Source organism: Pseudodesulfovibrio thermohalotolerans (genome assembly GCF_021353295.2).
Taxonomy (GTDB): Bacteria; Desulfobacterota; Desulfovibrionia; order Desulfovibrionales; family Desulfovibrionaceae; genus Pseudodesulfovibrio; species Pseudodesulfovibrio thermohalotolerans.
Window position 1 is genome coordinate 344639 of the sequence record NZ_CP120635.1, and the last position, 16682, is coordinate 361320.

The 16682-nt window shown below is 62.6% G+C and carries 16 protein-coding genes; 8 read left to right on the top strand and 8 right to left on the bottom strand.

The window, feature by feature from the left end; translation table 11 throughout:
• The first annotated feature begins 31 nt into the window (after positions 1-31).
• Together LF599_RS01630 and LF599_RS01635 are read left to right on the top strand one after the other, a co-directional pair.
• On the top strand, positions 32-1120 hold the full coding sequence (locus LF599_RS01630; protein ID WP_279522048.1) for a rhodanese-like domain-containing protein: 1089 nt from the start codon (positions 32-34) through the stop codon (positions 1118-1120).
• Between the two features lie 65 nt (positions 1121-1185).
• Positions 1186-2190 (top strand): rhodanese-like domain-containing protein, encoded by a 1005-nt coding sequence (locus LF599_RS01635; protein ID WP_279522049.1) that lies wholly within the window; start codon positions 1186-1188, stop codon positions 2188-2190.
• On the opposite strand, the gene LF599_RS01640 is transcribed toward LF599_RS01635, so the two are convergent.
• The gene (locus tag LF599_RS01640) at positions 2187-2804 is read right to left on the bottom strand and encodes a TorD/DmsD family molecular chaperone (RefSeq protein WP_279522050.1); all 618 of its coding nucleotides are present in this window, start codon (positions 2802-2804) and stop codon (positions 2187-2189) included. The genes LF599_RS01635 and LF599_RS01640 overlap by 4 nt on opposite strands.
• 101 nt (positions 2805-2905) lie before the next feature.
• Here LF599_RS01640 and LF599_RS01645 point away from each other — a divergent pair, with 101 nt between their 5' ends.
• Complete coding sequence (locus tag LF599_RS01645; RefSeq protein WP_269940924.1) at positions 2906-3199, top strand: metal-sensitive transcriptional regulator; 294 nt, start codon at positions 2906-2908, stop codon at positions 3197-3199.
• 26 nt (positions 3200-3225) lie between these two features.
• Positions 3226-3483, top strand: a complete 258-nt coding sequence (locus LF599_RS01650; protein ID WP_279522051.1) for an EF-hand domain-containing protein — start codon at positions 3226-3228, stop codon at positions 3481-3483.
• An 80-nt stretch (positions 3484-3563) separates the two neighbouring features.
• Here the strand turns inward: LF599_RS01650 and era are convergent, their stop codons facing one another.
• The 6 genes from era to LF599_RS01680 all read right to left on the bottom strand — a co-directional run bounded on the left by era (position 3564) and on the right by LF599_RS01680 (position 9134).
• Entirely contained in the window at positions 3564-4472 is a 909-nt protein-coding gene (era, locus tag LF599_RS01655) for a GTPase Era (protein ID WP_279522052.1), read from the bottom strand.
• 9 nt (positions 4473-4481) lie between these two features.
• Positions 4482-4892 carry a DnaJ family domain-containing protein gene (locus LF599_RS01660; RefSeq protein ID WP_279522053.1) on the bottom strand — a complete coding sequence of 137 codons (411 nt, stop codon included), beginning with the start codon at positions 4890-4892 and terminating at the stop codon, positions 4482-4484.
• A gap of 1175 nt (positions 4893-6067) precedes the next feature.
• Entirely contained in the window at positions 6068-7450 is a 1383-nt protein-coding gene (locus LF599_RS01665; RefSeq protein ID WP_279522054.1) for a B12-binding domain-containing radical SAM protein, read from the bottom strand.
• Positions 7451-7455: 5 nt separating this feature from the next.
• Positions 7456-7632 (bottom strand): hypothetical protein, encoded by a 177-nt coding sequence (locus LF599_RS01670; protein WP_279522055.1) that lies wholly within the window; start codon positions 7630-7632, stop codon positions 7456-7458.
• A gap of 168 nt (positions 7633-7800) precedes the next feature.
• Entirely contained in the window at positions 7801-8565 is a 765-nt protein-coding gene (locus LF599_RS01675; protein WP_279522056.1) for a polyphenol oxidase family protein, read from the bottom strand.
• The gene (locus LF599_RS01680; protein ID WP_279522057.1) at positions 8553-9134 is read right to left on the bottom strand and encodes a 5-formyltetrahydrofolate cyclo-ligase; all 582 of its coding nucleotides are present in this window, start codon (positions 9132-9134) and stop codon (positions 8553-8555) included. Before LF599_RS01680 ends, LF599_RS01675 begins: the two co-directional genes overlap by 13 nt.
• Positions 9135-9278: 144 nt before the next feature.
• Here LF599_RS01680 and LF599_RS01685 point away from each other — a divergent pair, with 144 nt between their 5' ends.
• Together LF599_RS01685 and LF599_RS01690 are read left to right on the top strand one after the other, a co-directional pair.
• On the top strand, positions 9279-10658 hold the full coding sequence (locus tag LF599_RS01685; protein WP_279522058.1) for a sigma-54-dependent transcriptional regulator: 1380 nt from the start codon (positions 9279-9281) through the stop codon (positions 10656-10658).
• On the top strand, positions 10659-11822 hold the full coding sequence (locus LF599_RS01690; RefSeq protein ID WP_279522059.1) for an ATP-grasp domain-containing protein: 1164 nt from the start codon (positions 10659-10661) through the stop codon (positions 11820-11822).
• 119 nt (positions 11823-11941) lie between these two features.
• Here the strand turns inward: LF599_RS01690 and LF599_RS01695 are convergent, their stop codons facing one another.
• On the bottom strand, positions 11942-12541 hold the full coding sequence (locus tag LF599_RS01695; RefSeq protein WP_279522060.1) for an HD-GYP domain-containing protein: 600 nt from the start codon (positions 12539-12541) through the stop codon (positions 11942-11944).
• A gap of 148 nt (positions 12542-12689) precedes the next feature.
• Here LF599_RS01695 and LF599_RS01700 point away from each other — a divergent pair, with 148 nt between their 5' ends.
• Positions 12690-15542, top strand: a complete 2853-nt coding sequence (locus LF599_RS01700) for a DEAD/DEAH box helicase (RefSeq protein WP_450091455.1) — start codon at positions 12690-12692, stop codon at positions 15540-15542.
• 114 nt (positions 15543-15656) lie between these two features.
• Positions 15657-16427: a tetratricopeptide repeat protein gene (locus tag LF599_RS01705; RefSeq protein ID WP_279522063.1), complete on the top strand. Its 771-nt coding sequence runs from the start codon at positions 15657-15659 to the stop codon at positions 16425-16427.
• The last annotated feature ends 255 nt before the right edge of the window (positions 16428-16682 follow it).

Below are 16682 nucleotides of genomic sequence, written 5' to 3' on the forward strand. Positions count from 1 at the left end.
GGAAAACAATCCTTTAGGAAGGGAGTGTCTCATGTACAGGAAATTGATTGCCGCCGCCGTCCTGCTGGCGTTTGTCGCGGTGGCCGCCATGCCCGCCATGGCCCAGGAAAAGGCCAAGTTCAAGGAGTTCCACTCCATTGTGGATTACAAGTTCGTGGCCGAGTATGCCAAAATGCCCAAGCCCAAGGGGGTCATGATAATCGACTCCAGGCCGTACAAGCCCAAGTACGTCGAGGGCTACATCCCCACGGCCGTGTCCATTCCGGCCAGCCAGTTTGAAAAGATGACCGACAAGCTGCCCGAGGACAAGAGCACGCTCCTGATCTTCTATTGCGGCGGCTTCAGTTGCCCGCTGTCCCACAAGTCCGCCTTTGCGGCCGAGGCCATGGGCTACACCAACGTCAAGGTCTATGCGGCCGGATTCCCGGATTGGAAGAAGCACGCGCCGTATTATTCCATCGGCCTGGAGAATCTGAACGAACGCATCAGCGCGGGTGAAAATTACATGCTCGTGGATTCCCGTCCCTACAAGAAGTTCCTGGAAGGGGCCATCCCGTCCGCCATCGGCATTCCCGAAAGGAACTTCGCGGACAAGCGCGGCCTGCTGCCCACGGACAAGGAAAACTCCACGCTGATCTTCTACTGCGGCGGGTACGCCTGCGCCCTGTCCCACAAGTCCGCCGTCATGGCGCGCTACCTGGGCTACAAGCACGTGCTTGTGGCCGAAGCCGGTTATCCCGGCTGGAAGGAACTCTACGGCGGCGCGGACACCGCTGTGGTCGCGGGCGAGGCCGAAGGGGCCGTGGACACCGAATGGTTCCTCACGACCCTCAAGGAAAACCCGGATTCCATCCTGCTCATCGATGTGCGTGATCCCGAGGAGTATGCCGCTGGTCACTTCCCGAACGCCATCAATATGACGGTGGACATGGTCGAGAAAAAGGCCATGGAGATTCCCACGGACAAGCCCATCGTCTTTTCCTGCGCCACGGGCGCGCGTGCGGGCGAGGCATACTATCTGTTCAAGGATATCCGTCCCGACGTGGAGAAGGTCTTCTATCTTGAGGCCACCAGCGAGTTCGGTGACGGCAACAGTTATGAGGTCCATCCCAACAAGTAGGGGATGAGCCCTCGACGGCCGGGAGAATTCCCGGCGCGCCTTCAAACGAAAGGCGGGGAGCGCATATGCACGGAATAAGGAACTGTTTCGCATGGCTGCTCCTCGCCTTGTGCGTTTCGGCCCCGCCCGCACTGGCCGACGAGAACGAGGTCTGGTGGGCGTCGGCCGTGACCGAGGCGGATCGGGACGGCTACACCCTCATCGACGACGACGGACTCAGGAAGCTGATCGATGCGGGCGGCGACATGGTGCTGCTCGACGCCCGGGCGGACTACGAGTTCGAGGCCGGGCACATTCCCGGCGCGGTAAATCTGGAATTCGACCTGGGCGACGACCTTGAACTCTCACCTGAGAAGCGGCAGGCCCTGGCCGCCCTCATGGGGCAGGACAAGGATCGGATGCTGGTCATCTACTGCCGGTCGTTCAGGTGACTGCGCAGCTCCATTGCGGCGCGCTGGGCAGCGCGTCTCGGCTACTCCCGGATATACAGGTATCCGGCGGGATTTCACGGCTGGCGGGACAGGCATCCCGACATGGTGGTGGGCAAGCCCGAAAAGGTGCACGTCCTGGCCGTGGGCGAGGACTTCCCCACCTGCCGGGTGGCCGTCCTTAACGGCGACGATGACCGGGAATATCTCGGCCTGCCCGAAGGAGCCAGGTTCCTGCAACTTTCGGAACTCAAGGCGAGCTTCGTCCTCATCCAGCTTTACAACACCATGTGCAATGACTGCGTGGCGGAAACCAAGATGCTGACGCGGTTCTTCAAGAGGGTGGAGGCGGACCCGGAGCTGGCTGGACAGCTCAAGATCATCGGGCTGGGGGTCTACGACTCCAATCTGTCCGTGGTCCGGTTCCGCAGGCATTACGACGTGGCCTATCCTCTGTTCTCGGACAAGAGCGGCCAGATATTCGAGTGCCTGGGCCAGGCCGAGCTGCCATTGGCCTACCTGGTCCGGTCCAGAGGCGACGGAACCTGGCGCATCGAGTTGATAAAGCGGGGCTATTTCGAGCCGGACGAGCAGTTCATGGATGTGCTCCGGTCGGCGGTGAAGCGGCCGCCGAGGGATTAGGTCCGGGCCACGGCTTCGAGCAGGGCCACGACGATGTCGGCCGAGGCGAGAAAGGCCGGATCGGGATTGGCGTCGGCAAGGGCCTTGCGGAAGCGGCGCACCCACGGGAGCATGACCTCGCCGACGAACCGTGCCGCCTGTTCTTCCGAGGCGGTTTCGCCGGACCATTCTTCGGCGCAGAGGTGGAAGAGATATTCCAGCTCCAGGGTGAGATGGTCGGGCGGCTCGTTGGAGTCGAGGGAGATTTCGAGTCCGGCCCGGGCCAGGCGGTCGCGCATCGCCAGGGCGCTTTGGCCCATGGTGCGGGATTCGGTGTCCTGATGGCAGGACTCATATAGCGGGGCTGGAATGCCGCCCGGCCCGGCGATGAACAGGCGGACGTATTCCGTCTCAAGCTGCGGGAAGTCGCCGGAGCGGGCGCGGGAAGCCAGTGTCTCGGCCAGGGCTTCGACCGGCTCGGCAGGGAATTCGGGAATTTTCTGGACACGACCGAGGAGTTCGGGCAATGCATGGGTGGCCAGTTCGGCCCACACCTGTTCATCCGGCCCCCGAAACACGGTGACGCCAAGCTCCATCAGATTGAGCAGAAACAGCTTAGACATGGGTAGAGACATGGCGGCAATCCTCCGGAGATGCTGTGGATAATACCCTACGACAGTACGGTAAAGTTCATGCTGGGGCAATGGGAACATGGGTTGAGAAAAAGGAGAACGAGATGGGCGAACACATGACGGCCGAAGAGTTGGCCATCAAGAAAAACGTGCTGTCGCGCATGAAACGCATCGAAGGGCAGGTGCGCGGCATTCAGGGCATGATCGAGTCCGGCAAGGAGTGCCAGGATATCCTGGTCCAGGTTAGGGCCGTGCGTTCCGCCCTGCAATCGGCCAACAAGCTGATTCTCAAGCGCTATCTGCTCAAGTGCTATGCCGAGTCCGTGGAGAGCGGCCAGGATGCCAAGGAGGCCCTGGACAAGTTCATCTCCGTGGTCACCGGCTTCATTGAAGGCTGAAAAGCCGAACTACATGGAGTGACCTGATGAAGAAATTGTTTTTGGCTCTGGCCTTCGCTCTGCTGTTTTGCCAGCCCGTGGCGGCGAAGACCAACTACAACGTCTGCTTCCAGTCCCTGGACGTGGATGTGGACGGCCGCATGTCCAAAGGCGAATTCCTGGTGGCCTTTTCCGATGGCGACACCTCGGTTTTCGACCAGGCCGACAGCGACAAGAACGGCTCGGTGTCCCACGAGGAGTGGGAGGCCTACAAGGAAGGCCAGGGGTTCGAGAGCCACGAGTAGTCCGTTCCTTCCAAAACGGCGAAGGGGTGCTGTCCATGACGGACGGCACCCCTTCGTCGTTTTGAAACGGTCGCTCCGGGTTACTCGCCGAGGCCCATGGAGCGGAGAAAGCCCGGGTCCTCGGTCCATCCTTCGCGGACCTTGACCCACATCTCCAGGTGGACCTTGGAGCCGATAAGCTCGGCGATTTCCTGGCGGGCCTTGGTGCCGATATCTTTGAGATTCGCGCCCTGCTTGCCGATAATCATACCCTTGTGGCCCTTGCGCGAGGTGTAGATGACCGCGTTGATGAGGACCATGTCCTCACGCGAATCCTCGTCCCACAGCTCGATCTCCACGGCCGTGGAGTAGGGTAGTTCCTGCCTGAGTGAATAGAACAGCTTTTCCCGGATGATCTCCGAGGCCATGAACCGCAGGGGCACGGTGGAGATTTGATCCTCCGGGAACATCTGCGGCCCCTCGGGGGTGTGCGCCAGGATGCGCTCCAGCAGTTCGTCCGTTCCCTTGCCTCGCAGCGCGGAGACCGGCACGAACTCGGCTTCGGGCCACAGCTCGGAAAGCCGGGCCATGAACGGCAGCAACTGGTCCTTTTCCTTGATACGGTCGATCTTGTTCACCGCCACCAGCACAGGCCGTCCCGCCTCGCTTACCGGCTTGACCAGCGGAGCGATTTCCTTGTCGAGGAGTTGCGGCTTGGTGCAGTACAGGGCCGCGTCGAGGAGGACCACCACGGCGTCGGACGAGGCCAGGGCGTTCCAGGCCGATTCGAGCAGGAACCGGTTCATCTTGCCGCGCAGCCGGTGGATGCCCGGCGTGTCCAGGAAGATGAGCTGTGCCTCATCCGTGGTCAGGATGCCGCTGATGCGGTTGCGCGTTGTCTGCGGCTTGGGCGAGACAATGGCCACCTTCTGTCCCAGGTAGGAGTTCATCAGGGTGGACTTACCCGCGTTGGGCGGACCGATCAGGGCGATCATGCCGAATTTGTGCATATAGTACCTTTAGTTGTGTTTCTTTTCAGGCTTGCCGAACCGTTCCTCGGCGATGCGCACCTTTTCGACGATGCGGCGGTAGTAGTCGCTGGACGCGTCCAGAGTCACCGGACGGCGGCGACGTTCGTTCATTTGCATTATCATGATGTTCAGCTTTTGCACCTGCCGGTATCGTTCCTGCTCGTCCTCCATGTGTTCCAGCAGGTCGATGGCGCAGGTGATCTCCTTCTCTTCGAGAATCTCGGCGGGCAGGTGCCCGGAACTCTTGAGGATTCGATAGGCCATGCGCAGCTCGGGCGGCAGGTTCGCGGCCTCGTCCGGCTTGAGGGGGCGCCCCATGCCGTCCAGGTCGTCGAATTTGCCCTCGTTTTGGGCTTTGCGGATGTGCTCTTCGGCGATGATTGCCGTCACATTGAACATGGGGGGATATTTTCACACTCCGTGTGGCTAGTCAAAGGGGGGATTGCCTTTGGGGGCGATGGCCCCTTCCCTTTTTTTGGGGGGCTTTTTGCGGGACGGTGTGCCAACTCGGTAAGTTGTGCGCGCCCTTGGCGCGAGAGCCAGTGTGGAGGCTTTGCCTCCTCAGCTTCCGTGCCCTTCGCGGGCGGCGGATCTTTTTTGCTTGCCCAAAAAAGAACCAAAAAAGGGCCTTGCGCCAGCTTGGCCGCCCGCAGGATCTTCGGCAAGAATCCGATCCGCTCGGGTCGGCTCCACCCGATCAAAAGTATAGGGCCTTCTCTGGTGTACAGCTCCCCACTCCCGATAGCACTTTCTGGCTCGTAACAGGAGCCGCCGTCCCTTCGCGGTCGGCTTCTAGGCCGCTGATCCAGGGCTAGCGTTCGTAGTACTTTTGAAGGTGTGCGGTCGCCTTTGGGCGTTCGTTGGAGACCGAAGAGCCTGAAATAGGGCTTTCCGCGTTGGAAGACAGGACCTCGCTTGCGCGGAAGACATTCGAAAGCCGGGGCCTAGAGCCTGTCTGAAGCGGCGAAGCGTGGGCCGACTGCGTCTGCCGGAGGCAGACATCCTGTCGGGCAGCGAAAGCCGCTACAGGCTCTTGGCCACTGCTTTCGGGAGTGCGCAGGGCCAAAAAGCGCAGTTTTTGCTTCCTTTTTTCTGCGCCAGCAAAAAAGGAAGTCGCCGTAAAGGCGAAATAAAACGTAAGGATGACGTGCGCCGTCGAACGCGAAGCGCGGCACTATCTCCCGCGCTACATCATACTTGCCTTTGCGAGGTTTTTTGTTTCGTTTATGGAAGCTCCTTCGAGAACGAAGAACCTAAATGAGCCATCCCGCCTTGGAAGACAGAACCTCGCTTGCGCGGGAGACCATCCGAAAGCCGCTACAGGCTCTTGGCCACTGCTTTCGGGAGCACGCAGGGCCAAAAAAGCGCAGTTTTTGCTTCCTTTTTTCTGCGCCAGCAAAAAAGGAAGTCGCCGTAAAGGCGAAACAAAAAGTAAGGATAACCAACACCGTCGAACGCGAAGCGCGGCACCCCCAACCGAGCTACTTCCTCAAAAAAAGGGGAGAACGCCCCACCCCGCGTACCAAAAAGAACAGCCGAAACAATCCTGCGCCGGTTGGCGCAAAATCAAAAAGCTATTCTCCGTGCATCAACATTTTCCAACGTCGGGCGTCTTCCCAGTTGAAGCCGCCCGGCACGCAGGGCCAGATGGAATTGTTCTGAAAGAGCGGCTCGTCGGCCAGCGGATACGGACTGGCCTCGCAGGCCGCCTGAAACATGGGCGAGCCGGGGATGGGGGTGTAGTGCGCCAGATGCGGACGGAAACCGAAGGAACGGACGTGGCGCACGGCCTGTTCCACGTTGCCGAGATCCTGGCCGGGGAGGCCAAAGAGAATGTAGACCCCGATGTCGTCGAGATCGAAGCCCGCGTCCAGAAGGTTGCGCGCGCCCGCCTCCCATTGTTCTCGCGTCAGCTTGACGTCGTGGCGATGGTCGAAGTCCGTGGTTTCCAGGCCCAGGCGGACCGTGGTCAGCCCGGCCGCCTTGAGCCGCCCGCAGACCTCCGGCGTGAGATGGCGCACGTGCATGGCGTTGGGCGTGTGCAGTCGGATATCCAGGCCCGCACCGGCTATCTCGTCGAGAACCGGCCAGAGCCAGCGGTCGGGATTGACGAGCAGGGCGTCGTCGTAAAAGGCGAAGTCGCGCACGCCCCGGCCATGCTCGGAGCGCACGGTCTCCATGACCGCTTCGGGCGTGCCCTGGCGAAAACGGGGATACAGGGCGCGGCTGGCGCAATACTCGCAGGCGAAGGGACAGCCGCGCGAGCCGAGAATGATCGAAAAAGCAGGGTCGGCATACAAGTCCAGAGACAATGAAAGCCCTGCATTGCCGGATGGTTGGTTAATATCAAAATTAATCAGTTCGCAGAACTTTGCCCAATTTGCGGGGTCTTCCAGCGGACCTTGCTGGAGGTGTGCGTCGGCGTGCCGGGCGGCGTGCTCCCCACACAGGGTGGCGTAGGTGCCGCCGAGGAAGCGGGGGGTGTCGGGCCACAGCTCGGCGCAGATGTCGAGGATGTCCAGCGCGCCGGGATACCAGTAGGTCATGACGGTCGTGACCATGACGGCGTCGGGAGCGGGATCAAGCGCGGCCAACGCTTCGACGATCCGTTCGCGGGGCAGGCCGTAGCGGGAATAGCGGCGGTCCATGAAGGCCAGCGGCGCGGGCGGCGCGATCTCTTCCTTGTGATAGTGTCCGGTGCCGTACTTGCCGGATTTCGGCCATTTGAGGCCGAGTTCGGGAGCGGGTTCCCAGGTCGGGTCGAGACAGTCCAACAGGGCGACCGAGGCCCCGGCGTTGCGGAGCATGTCCAGGCAGGCGAGCAGGCCGGCGGGGCGCGACCAGACGTTGAAGGCCGCGAAATCGGTGATCCACGGGTTGATGCCGAGGACGCGCGGGCCGTCTGCCCGGTCCGGCAGGGCGGACCACGGGATGTTGGGGAAAATCGGGCGTGCCATGGCGGCTAGCGGTTCAGGAAGTTGGACAGGATGGACAGTCCGAGCATGACGATGACGATGATGAGCAGGATGTTGGTCAGCCGGTCGCGCCGGGCCGCCCGTTGCTGCTTGGACCTGGTGAACTGGCTGAGGATCAGGAAGATCAGGCCGAGGATGATTATCAGTTTGAGGAGCAGGCTCATGGGGAGGGTGTAGCGGATTTCCCGGGAAAAGTCTTGCCTGCATCGGACCTGTCGGACCGCCGACCGCAGTTGCCGCTCGGCAGGTTTTTTTCGGCGGGGAAGCCTGTTGCGCGAAGGTTTGGACTTATCCTTCGAATGCGGTCCGCCGTTGGAAGGTCTGCCCGTCGGCTATTTTTTGATCCAGATGATTCCGCACTGCCTGCCTGTCTCCCTGATCGGAGCCGCGCACGCCTTGCGGTAGGAAAAGAAGGTGTCGTCCATGGTCATGGTGCAGAGGTCGAGGCCGAATATCTGCTTTTCGGGAACGCCTGCGTCCATGAGTTGGTCGCGGGTGAGCCGCCAGAGGTCCATGGTTTTTGTTTTCGGGTTGAACCAGGGGCTGAACTTGTCGCCGAAGTCCGTGTCGAAATTGATGAATTCGGCTGCGTCCGGTCCAAGGGACGGACCGCGCACGGCAAAGACGTCCTTTGGCTTGAGGTCGTAGCGGTCGCAGAACCGGCGCACGCCCGAACCGGGAAAATCGAGCTTGTTGCCCCGCCAGCCCGCGTGCAGTCCGGCAACGAACCTGCCGGAGCGGTGGGCCAGGAGAATGGGTTGGCAGTCGGCGGTCTTGATGACCAGGCCGTGGCCGGGCTCGGTCGTGGCCATGCCGTCGCCGTCCAGGACCGGGCGTTCTTCCGGGGCGCGGGGAGCGGGGTCGAAATGGATGACGTCACCGTGCACCTGGTTGAGTTCGCACCAGCCGGTCAGTCCCATGCGTTCGTATACCGCCCGCCGGTTTTCGGTCACGGCCTCGGGATCGTCGTTCACGTCGAAGGAGATGTTGGCCGAGTCGTGGGGCGGCTCGGACACGCCGCCACGGCGGGAGGTGAAGGCGCAGGCCACCTGCGGAATATCCACGAATTGGAAGGGGAAAAAGGCTACGGCCGCCATAGCTTGCCCTCGGTGCAGACCACGTCCACCGGCTTGTCCCATGGCTCGGTCGGAATGCTATCGATGAGCTGGAATTCGTGCGCAACGCCGACCACCAGGGTGTCCCGCATGGCCTCCGTGGCCAGCAGCCGGTCGTAGTATCCGCCGCCGAAGCCGAGTCTGTTGCCTTGCCGGTCGAAGCTCACGCCCGGAATGAGCGCAATGTTCGGACGGCAGGTGTCCACAGCCGGGCACCGCAGAGCGTCGGGCTCCAGGATGGAGAAGGCACCCGGAACCAGCTCGTCTTCGCAGGCGGCGCAGGCCAGGTCCATTTCGCCGGGGGAATCCGGGCGGCAGCGGGGAAACAACACGCGGCAGCCGCGCTGCCACAGCTCGGCGGCCAGGGGCCGCAGGTCGATCTCGCCCCGGACCGGCCAGTAGAGCAGGGCCTCGGTGGCGTTTTTCCATTCGAAGAGCGTGCGGATGAGCGCGACGGCTCCTTCGCTCGCACGGGCGACCTCGTCGGCGGTCAGGGCGGCACGGCGTTTGATGAGCCGTTCGCGCAGTTCGGTTTTTTCCTTTTCCGGCATGGCGGGAAGCTACCATGGCCGCAAACGACAATCCAGCGGCAAAGGGTGAAATTCCGGCGACACGGCGATGCCCCTTGGTTTTCGGCCCGTCTTGGTCTATCTTCCCAATGCTTGATTATGTAATGACATCATCCCGGAGACCGAATGGCAGCAAATATACTCATACTCGACGACGAAAAGAACTATCTGCTCATCCTGGAGTCCATCCTGGAGGACGAGGGGTACGGCGTGACCACCCTGTCCGACCCGGAGATGGGGTTGGCCTACCTTGAGGACTCCGAAGTCGACGTGATTTTGACCGACATGAAGATGCCCGGCATGTCCGGGCGGGATGTGCTCGAACACTGCAAGAAGAACTACCCGCACATTCCGGTGCTGATAATGACCGCCTTCGGCTCCATCGAGGCCGCGGTCGAGGCCATGCGCATAGGGGCCTTCGACTACATCACCAAGCCGTTCGCCAACGAGGAGCTGCTCCTGTCCATCTCCAAGGCCGTACAGTATGCCTCCACCCAGCAGGAGAACATCCGCCTGAAAAAGGAGATCCGCGACAGGTATTCCAAGGATAACATCATCGCGCGCGGCAAGGGAATGCAGCAGGTGCTGGACATGGTCGACCGGGCCGCGCCTTCCAAATCCACGGTGCTCATCCTCGGCGAGTCCGGCACGGGCAAGGAGCTTGTCGCACGGGCGATCCACACCTCTTCGCCCCGGCGCGAGGCCCCGTTCGTCACGGTCAACTGCATGGCTCTCAATCCCGGGGTGCTCGAATCCGAGCTTTTCGGCCACGAGAAAGGGTCCTTCACCGGGGCCACGGCCATGCGCAAGGGCCGTTTCGAGCAGGCCAACAAGGGCACGCTCTTCCTCGACGAGATTGGGGAGCTGACCCCGGAGCTTCAGGTCAAGCTCCTGCGCGTCCTGCAGGAACACCAGATCGAGCGCGTGGGCGGCACCGAGACCCTGGACGTGGACATCCGCATCGTGGCCGCCACCAACAAGAATCTTCAGGAGTCGGTGGCCAAGGGCGAGTTCCGCGAGGACCTATTCTACCGCCTGAACGTGGTCTCCCTCTTCATGCCGCCCCTGCGCGAGCGGCGTGAGGACATCCCGCTCCTGGCCGCGCATTTCCTTGAGAAATACAGCAAGGAAAATCAGATGGATATTTCAGGGTTCACCTCGGCGGCCATGGACTACCTGACCGCCTACGAGTGGCCCGGCAACGTGCGCCAGCTTGAGAACGTGGTCGAGCGGTGCACGGTCCTGGCCCGCACCGATGTCATCGATGCCGACGACCTGCCGCCCGAGATCAAGGACGAGGAGGCCCAGTTCAAGTCCGCCGTGGACCTGCTGCCCACCAAGCTCAACCTGGCCGATACCATGGACAAGATCGAGGGAGCCCTGGTCAAGCGCGCCCTGGTTCGGACCGATTTCGTTCAGGTGAAGGCCGCCGAGATGCTCGGCCTTTCCAAGTCCAACCTTCAGTACAAATTGAAAAAATACGGCCTGACAGGCAAAGCGAAATAGATGTTCGTCATCGACTACCCCTACGTTTCCGATTATCTTCTCGACTCCCTTCGCGAACTCGATCTGCCCGTGCTGGATACGCCCCAGGCCCGGAGCCTGGCCAAGGACGCGCCTCTGGCCTACGTCGACGAGATCGAATTTTCCGCCCGCATGGCCCTGGGCGGCAAGGTCTGCACCAACTCGGAGAACGGGCTGGGGCACGTCCTGCGCTGCCGGTGCAATGAGGACCTGGCCCGGCAGATCGACATCTGCAAGGACAAGGCGCTTTTTCGCGAGACCGTGGCCGCGCTGCATCCGGACTACGTATTCCACCGTATTCCCTTCGACGGGCTGGCCGATTTCGACGCTTCCTCCATGCCCTGCCCCTTTGTCGTCAAACCCACGCGCGGGTTCTTTAGCCTGGGCGTGCACGTGGTCGATTCGCCCGAGGACTGGCCCGCGGCCGTCAAGGCCATCGAGGGCGAGCGTGCGGCCCTGAACGCCGAGTACCCCGAGGCGGTGGTCAGCGGAGGCGAGTTCATCGCGGAAGCGTCCATCGACGGCGAGGAGTACGCCATCGACGTCTACTTTGATGCCGAAGGCAATCCCGTGATTACCAACATCATGCACCACGCCTTTCTGTACGCCGACGACATTTCCGACCGCCTCTACTACACCTCGGCCCGGATCATCGAGACATGGCTGCTGCCCTTCACCGACTACCTTCGCGACGTGGGCCGGGAATGCGGCTTCCGCAACTTCGCCACCCATGTGGAAGTGCGCCTTACCGCCACCGGCGATATCCTGCCCATCGAAGCCAATCCCCTGCGTTTCGCGGGCTGGTGCGTGGCTGACATGACCGCCATGGCCTGGGGCTTCAATCCCTATGAAGCCTATTTCAAGGGGCTGCGCCCGGACTGGGACGCCATCCTCACGGCGGACCAGGGCCATGTCACCGTCATGGTCATCGGCGATCTGCCGTCCGGCATGGACCGCACCGCCATCCGGTCCATCGACTACGACGGATTTCGGTCGTTGTTTTCCAATATGCTGGAATTGCGGAAAATTGATTACATGCAGTATCCGGTCTTCGCCTTTGCCTACGCCTCCATGCCTGAAGGCGAGCTGGACGATCTCAAGACCGTTCTCGCTCAGGACTTCTCCCGCTTCGTCGAGATGAAGTAGGGCGCGTTTCAGATATTCGCTCCCGGATTCCCGAAAGTGAAGGAGCCGACACGAAATACCGTGTCGGTTCTTTTTTTATGCTTTGGGGGGGGGCGGAAGCCGTCGTCGGGTCCGGATTGCTAGAAAAGGTCGATACGTCCGTCGGTCTTGTCATACCAGGTCAGGAATCCGTCCACGCATTCAGGGCACAGGAGCCGGTTTCGCTCCTCCTCGATGATCTCCGCGGCCACCGGACGCGGCAGGGAATCGCGGTGGGGCCGTTCGGAAATCATGGCGCAGTACATGTCGGCCACGGCGATGAGCCGCGCCGGGACGGGGATGGCTTCACCCGCCAGGCCGTCGGGATAGCCCGAGCCGTCCCAACGCTCGTGGTGGGAGCGGCAGACCTCGGCAACGTCGGCCAATTGCGGGATGGCGGCGAGCAGGGTCGCGCCGAGGCGGGTGTGTTCCCGGATGTGCTCGAATTCCCGGGGCGTGAGTTTCGCGGTCTTGAGCAGGACCGAGTCCCTGGTGGCCACCAGACCGATGTTGTGCAGTCTGCCCATGAGCAGTAGCCGTTCCATGGTTTTCTTGGGTTTGCCCAGCGCCTTGGCCACGCCGTGGGCCACGCGGGCGACTTTTTCAGAGTGAAAAGCTGTGGATTTCGTCCGTGCCTCTGCGGCGCGGGCTATTTCGACGAGGCAGGCCAGGGTGCCGGGCGGGCATTGTTCGGGCGACATGGTTGCTCCGGGAAGCTGAACGGGTTTATGCGACCCGAGTATGCGGCCGTGCCGTTGCCGGGGCAATTATATTTCGCGGCTTGCCTCCCCCTCGCACCCGAAGTAGGATTCGGGTGTGGAAAGCCCAGTCTTCGAATACGTCTCGGCCATGCTTGATTCCGAGCGCATGGCCCACCAGATAGCCCATCATCGGATCGTCGAGGGGGCGGACGCCCGGTTCGGCGAGCCGCGCCGTCCGTGGCCAGCCGCCCTGCGAAACGCGCTCTCGCTGCTTGGCCTCGACAGGCTCTACGATCACCAGGCCGAGGCCGTGGACTATGTCCGGGCGGGCCGTCACGTGGTTGTCGCCACGCCCACGGCCAGCGGCAAGACCCTGACGTACAATCTTCCGGTGATGGAGCAATGCCTGGCCGACCCCGAGTCCAAGGCGCTGTATCTTTTCCCGCTCAAGGCGTTGGCCCAGGATCAGCTCAAGGGATTCAACGAGCTGGCCGCGCTGTTGCCCGAGGAGCGCAGGCCCACGGCGGCCATCTACGACGGCGATACCACGCCCCATTTCCGCAAGAAGATCAGGAACTCCCCGCCCAACGTCATCCTCTCCAACCCGGAGATGGTCCACCTGTCCATGCTTCCGCATCACGCGGGCTGGGCCGAGTTCCTGTCCGGGCTGACGCATATCGTGGTGGACGAGGTGCACACTTACCGAGGGGTCATGGGCGGCCACATGGCCATGGTTTTCCGCAGGCTCATGCGGTTGTGCCGCTATTACGGAGCCAGCCCGACGTTCGTGTTCTGCTCGGCGACCATCGGCAATCCGGCAGAGCTGTGCCGGATGCTCACCGGCCTCGACGTGCATCCCATACTCGAATCCGGGGCCGCGCGGGGCGGGCGGCACATGGTCTTCATCAACCCGGACGCCAGCCCGTCCAAGGCGGCCATCCAGCTCCTGCGGGCGGCTCTGGCGCGCGGCCTCAGAACCATCGTCTACTGCCAGTCGCGCAAGATGACCGAGCTGATTTCCATATGGGCCTCGGAGCACAGCGGGGAGTTCAGGGACCGCATTTCCGCCTACCGGGCCGGGTTCCTGCCCGAGGAACGGCGCGAGATCGAGTCGCGCATGGCCGACGGCGACCTGCTGGCCGTGATTTCCACCTCGGCACTGGAGCTGGGTATCGACATAGGCGGGCTGGATGTCTGCATCATGGTCGGTTACCCCGGCTCCATCATGGCCACTCTGCAACGGGGCGGGCGCGTGGGCCGTAGCCAACAGGACTCCGCCGTGGCGCTCATTGCCCAGGAGGACGCCCTGGACCAGTATTTCATGCGCAACCCGGAGGACTTCTTCGCCCGCCCGCCCGAGTCGGCCATGCTCAACCCGTTCAATCCGGTCATCATGGACCGCCACCTGGTCTGCGCCGCTGCCGAGCTGACCTTGCGCCGGGGCGAGGAGTTCCTGGCCGAGGAGCCCGTGGCCCGCAGGGTGGAGCAGATGGTGGACGCCGGAGAACTTTTCGAGGTCGAGCCGGATTTGCCCGGCCATCCCATGGAGATCGTCACCCCTCGCAAGCGGCCGCATCGGGATGTGGACCTGCGCGGTGCGGGCAGCCAACTGCATATCGAGGACAACTCCCTTCACCGGGAGAAGGCCCCGGTCATCGGGACCATCGACCAGCACCGCGCGTTCAGGGAGACCCATCCGGGTGCGGTCTACCTGCATCGTGGGCGGACTTTCGTGGTCGAGGATCTGGATCTCGGAACCTGCGCGGTGCACGCCGTGGCCCGGCGCGTGGGCTACTATACCAAGCCGCGCGGGTCCAAGGAGACCGAGATTCTGGAGGTCCTGGGCCAGAAGGCGAGCTTCGGCACGCGCGTCTATTTCGGCCGGGTCAAGGTCACCGAGATGATTACCGGGTACGAGAAACGGTCCGTGCGCGGCGGCAAGCTGCTCGGCATCGTGCCCCTGGACCTGCCGCCCCAGGTCTTCGAGACCGAGGCCATCTGGTTCGAAATCGGCCATGACATCCGGCGGCGGTGCGAAGAGGAATTTCTGCATTTCATGGGCGGCATCCACGCCTTCGAGCACGCGGCCATCGGGATGCTGCCGCTGTTGGTCATGACCGACCGCAACGATCTGGGCGGCATCTCCACGCCCATGCACCCCCAGGTGGACGGCCCGGCAGTGTTCATCTACGACGGGATGCCCGGCGGCGCGGGGTTGACCCGACAGGCGTTCGAACGGGCCGACGAGCTCATCGAAACCACCCTCAAGACCATCAGGGACTGCCCGTGCGAGCTGGGCTGCCCCTCCTGTGTGCATTCGCCCAAGTGCGGCTCGGGCAACCGGCCCATCGACAAACGGGCCGCCCTGTTCGTGCTGGAGGCCATCCGCTCGGGCGACCCCAAATCCATCACCCCGAAGGACATCGACGTGAACACGCTCCCCGGCATCGACACGAAGCGGCCCGCGCCGAAACGATTCGGCGTCATCGACATCGAGACCCGTTACTCCGCCGACGATGTGGGCGGCTGGAACCGCGCCGACCGCATGGGCGTTTCCATCGCCTGCGTATGGGATTCCGGCGAGGAGGCCATGTTCGACTACGAGCAGGACGACATGGACGGTCTGGTGGCCCACCTGCAACGGTTCGATCTGGTCATAGGCTTCAACCACGTCAAGTTCGACTATGCCGTGCTCGGCGGCCTGCATCCCTTCCGGTTCCGCTCGCTGCCCAGCCTCGATTTGCTGATCGAGGTCAAAAACCGCCTCGGCTACCGGGTCAAGCTGGACAACATCGCTTCGGCCACCCTGGGCGCGGGCAAGTCCGCCGACGGCCTCCAGGCGCTCAAGTGGTGGAAGGAGGGCAGGCTCGATCTGATTACCGAATATTGTCGCCAGGACGTGGCCGTTACCCGGGACGTATATCTTTTCGGCCGCGAGCGCGGCCACGTGTTCTTCACCAACAAGGCCGGGCAAAAGGTCAAGCTGCCCGTGCAGTGGTAACCCCTTCGTCCGGATACTTCCCGGCATCTCCTGCGTTGTTGCTTTGACATTGCGCGCCGAGGCGTATTAGATCGTTATAGGCGGTATCGTATCCTGTAAATGAGGTGTCGGCGCATGATATTACGGTCGCTTTCCTTTCTGTTGATCCTTTTCCTGCTCCTGGGTGGCATCTATTGCTCGGCCCTGCCCGAGGTGGGCCGCGACATCAAGGCCGCCGCGCGGTCGGGCGACACTTCGGCCCAGGTGGCCCTGGCGCGGATGTATTTCGAAGGGACTTTCGGCGGGCACGACCCGGTCATGTCCGCGCGCTGGCTGCTGGCCGCGGTGGACCAGGGCGACCCCGACGCCATGAACATCCTCGGCCGGTTCTACCTGTCCGGCGTGGGCGTGGAGCGCGACGAGGCCCGTGGGCTGGCCCTGCTCCGGGAAGCCGCCGACATGAACCAGCCCCAGGCTCAGGCGTATATGGCCTATGCCTACGGGGAAGGCCTGGGCGTGGAGCGCGACTCCGTTGAATTTTTGCGCTGGACCCGGCGGGCCGCCGAGAACGGCGACGCCCGAAGCCGGTACAACCTGGCCGTCCTGTACCTGACCGGCAGCCTGGTGTCTCAGGACGTTCCGGCCGGGCGCGCCCTGCTCGAACTTTCGGCGGACCAGGGGTTCACCGAGGCTCAGGTGGCCTTGGGCGAGCTGATGATTCGGAACGTGGACCAGCCGTCGGATTTGGTGGAGGCCTGCAAGTGGTTCGCCATCGCGCGGACAAAGGGCCATCCGCGAGCCGAGAAACGGCTTCACCAGATCGTCGGATTCATGACCCAGGCCGAGATGGACGAGGCCGGCCGTCGCGCCAATGCCTGGCTCCAGGCCAACGAGGCCGGGCGATAGCCTGACCGCCTCCTTTTTGCTTCCGCCGCGCCTGTCGGCGTTGGCCGATAACTCCATGCCTTTCACGTAAGGCGGCGTCCCGCTTGCGTTGCGTGGCTCAATTGGTCCGTTATCGAAAAGCGGCGATGCCCCGTCTGCGGTATTTCCCGTTCGCAGGAATTTCCAACAACGAGTCATGCACTGATGCCGCGCCGGGTGAGGCGCGGATTTTGTGTTGCGGATTGGAAAGCGCGTTGCAGCCGGGAACGTCGAGTC

Bases quoted from the DNA above. Each gene is read 5' to 3' on its own strand.
- LF599_RS01630 (WP_279522048.1), top strand. From the start codon at position 32: ATGTACAGGAAATTGATTGCCGCCGCCGTCCTGCTGGCGTTTGTCGCG.
- LF599_RS01640 (WP_279522050.1), bottom strand. From the start codon at position 2,804: ATGTCTCTACCCATGTCTAAGCTGTTTCTGCTCAATCTGATGGAGCTT.
- LF599_RS01645 (WP_269940924.1), top strand. From the start codon at position 2,906: ATGGGCGAACACATGACGGCCGAAGAGTTGGCCATCAAGAAAAACGTG.
- LF599_RS01650 (WP_279522051.1), top strand. From the start codon at position 3,226: ATGAAGAAATTGTTTTTGGCTCTGGCCTTCGCTCTGCTGTTTTGCCAG.
- era (WP_279522052.1), bottom strand. From the start codon at position 4,472: ATGCACAAATTCGGCATGATCGCCCTGATCGGTCCGCCCAACGCGGGT.
- LF599_RS01660 (WP_279522053.1), bottom strand. From the start codon at position 4,892: ATGTTCAATGTGACGGCAATCATCGCCGAAGAGCACATCCGCAAAGCC.
- LF599_RS01665 (WP_279522054.1), bottom strand. From the start codon at position 7,450: ATGGCACGCCCGATTTTCCCCAACATCCCGTGGTCCGCCCTGCCGGAC.
- LF599_RS01670 (WP_279522055.1), bottom strand. From the start codon at position 7,632: ATGAGCCTGCTCCTCAAACTGATAATCATCCTCGGCCTGATCTTCCTG.
- LF599_RS01675 (WP_279522056.1), bottom strand. From the start codon at position 8,565: ATGGCGGCCGTAGCCTTTTTCCCCTTCCAATTCGTGGATATTCCGCAG.
- LF599_RS01680 (WP_279522057.1), bottom strand. From the start codon at position 9,134: ATGCCGGAAAAGGAAAAAACCGAACTGCGCGAACGGCTCATCAAACGC.
- LF599_RS01685 (WP_279522058.1), top strand. From the start codon at position 9,279: ATGGCAGCAAATATACTCATACTCGACGACGAAAAGAACTATCTGCTC.
- LF599_RS01690 (WP_279522059.1), top strand. From the start codon at position 10,659: ATGTTCGTCATCGACTACCCCTACGTTTCCGATTATCTTCTCGACTCC.
- LF599_RS01695 (WP_279522060.1), bottom strand. From the start codon at position 12,541: ATGTCGCCCGAACAATGCCCGCCCGGCACCCTGGCCTGCCTCGTCGAA.
- LF599_RS01700 (WP_450091455.1), top strand. From the start codon at position 12,690: ATGCTTGATTCCGAGCGCATGGCCCACCAGATAGCCCATCATCGGATC.
- LF599_RS01705 (WP_279522063.1), top strand. From the start codon at position 15,657: ATGATATTACGGTCGCTTTCCTTTCTGTTGATCCTTTTCCTGCTCCTG.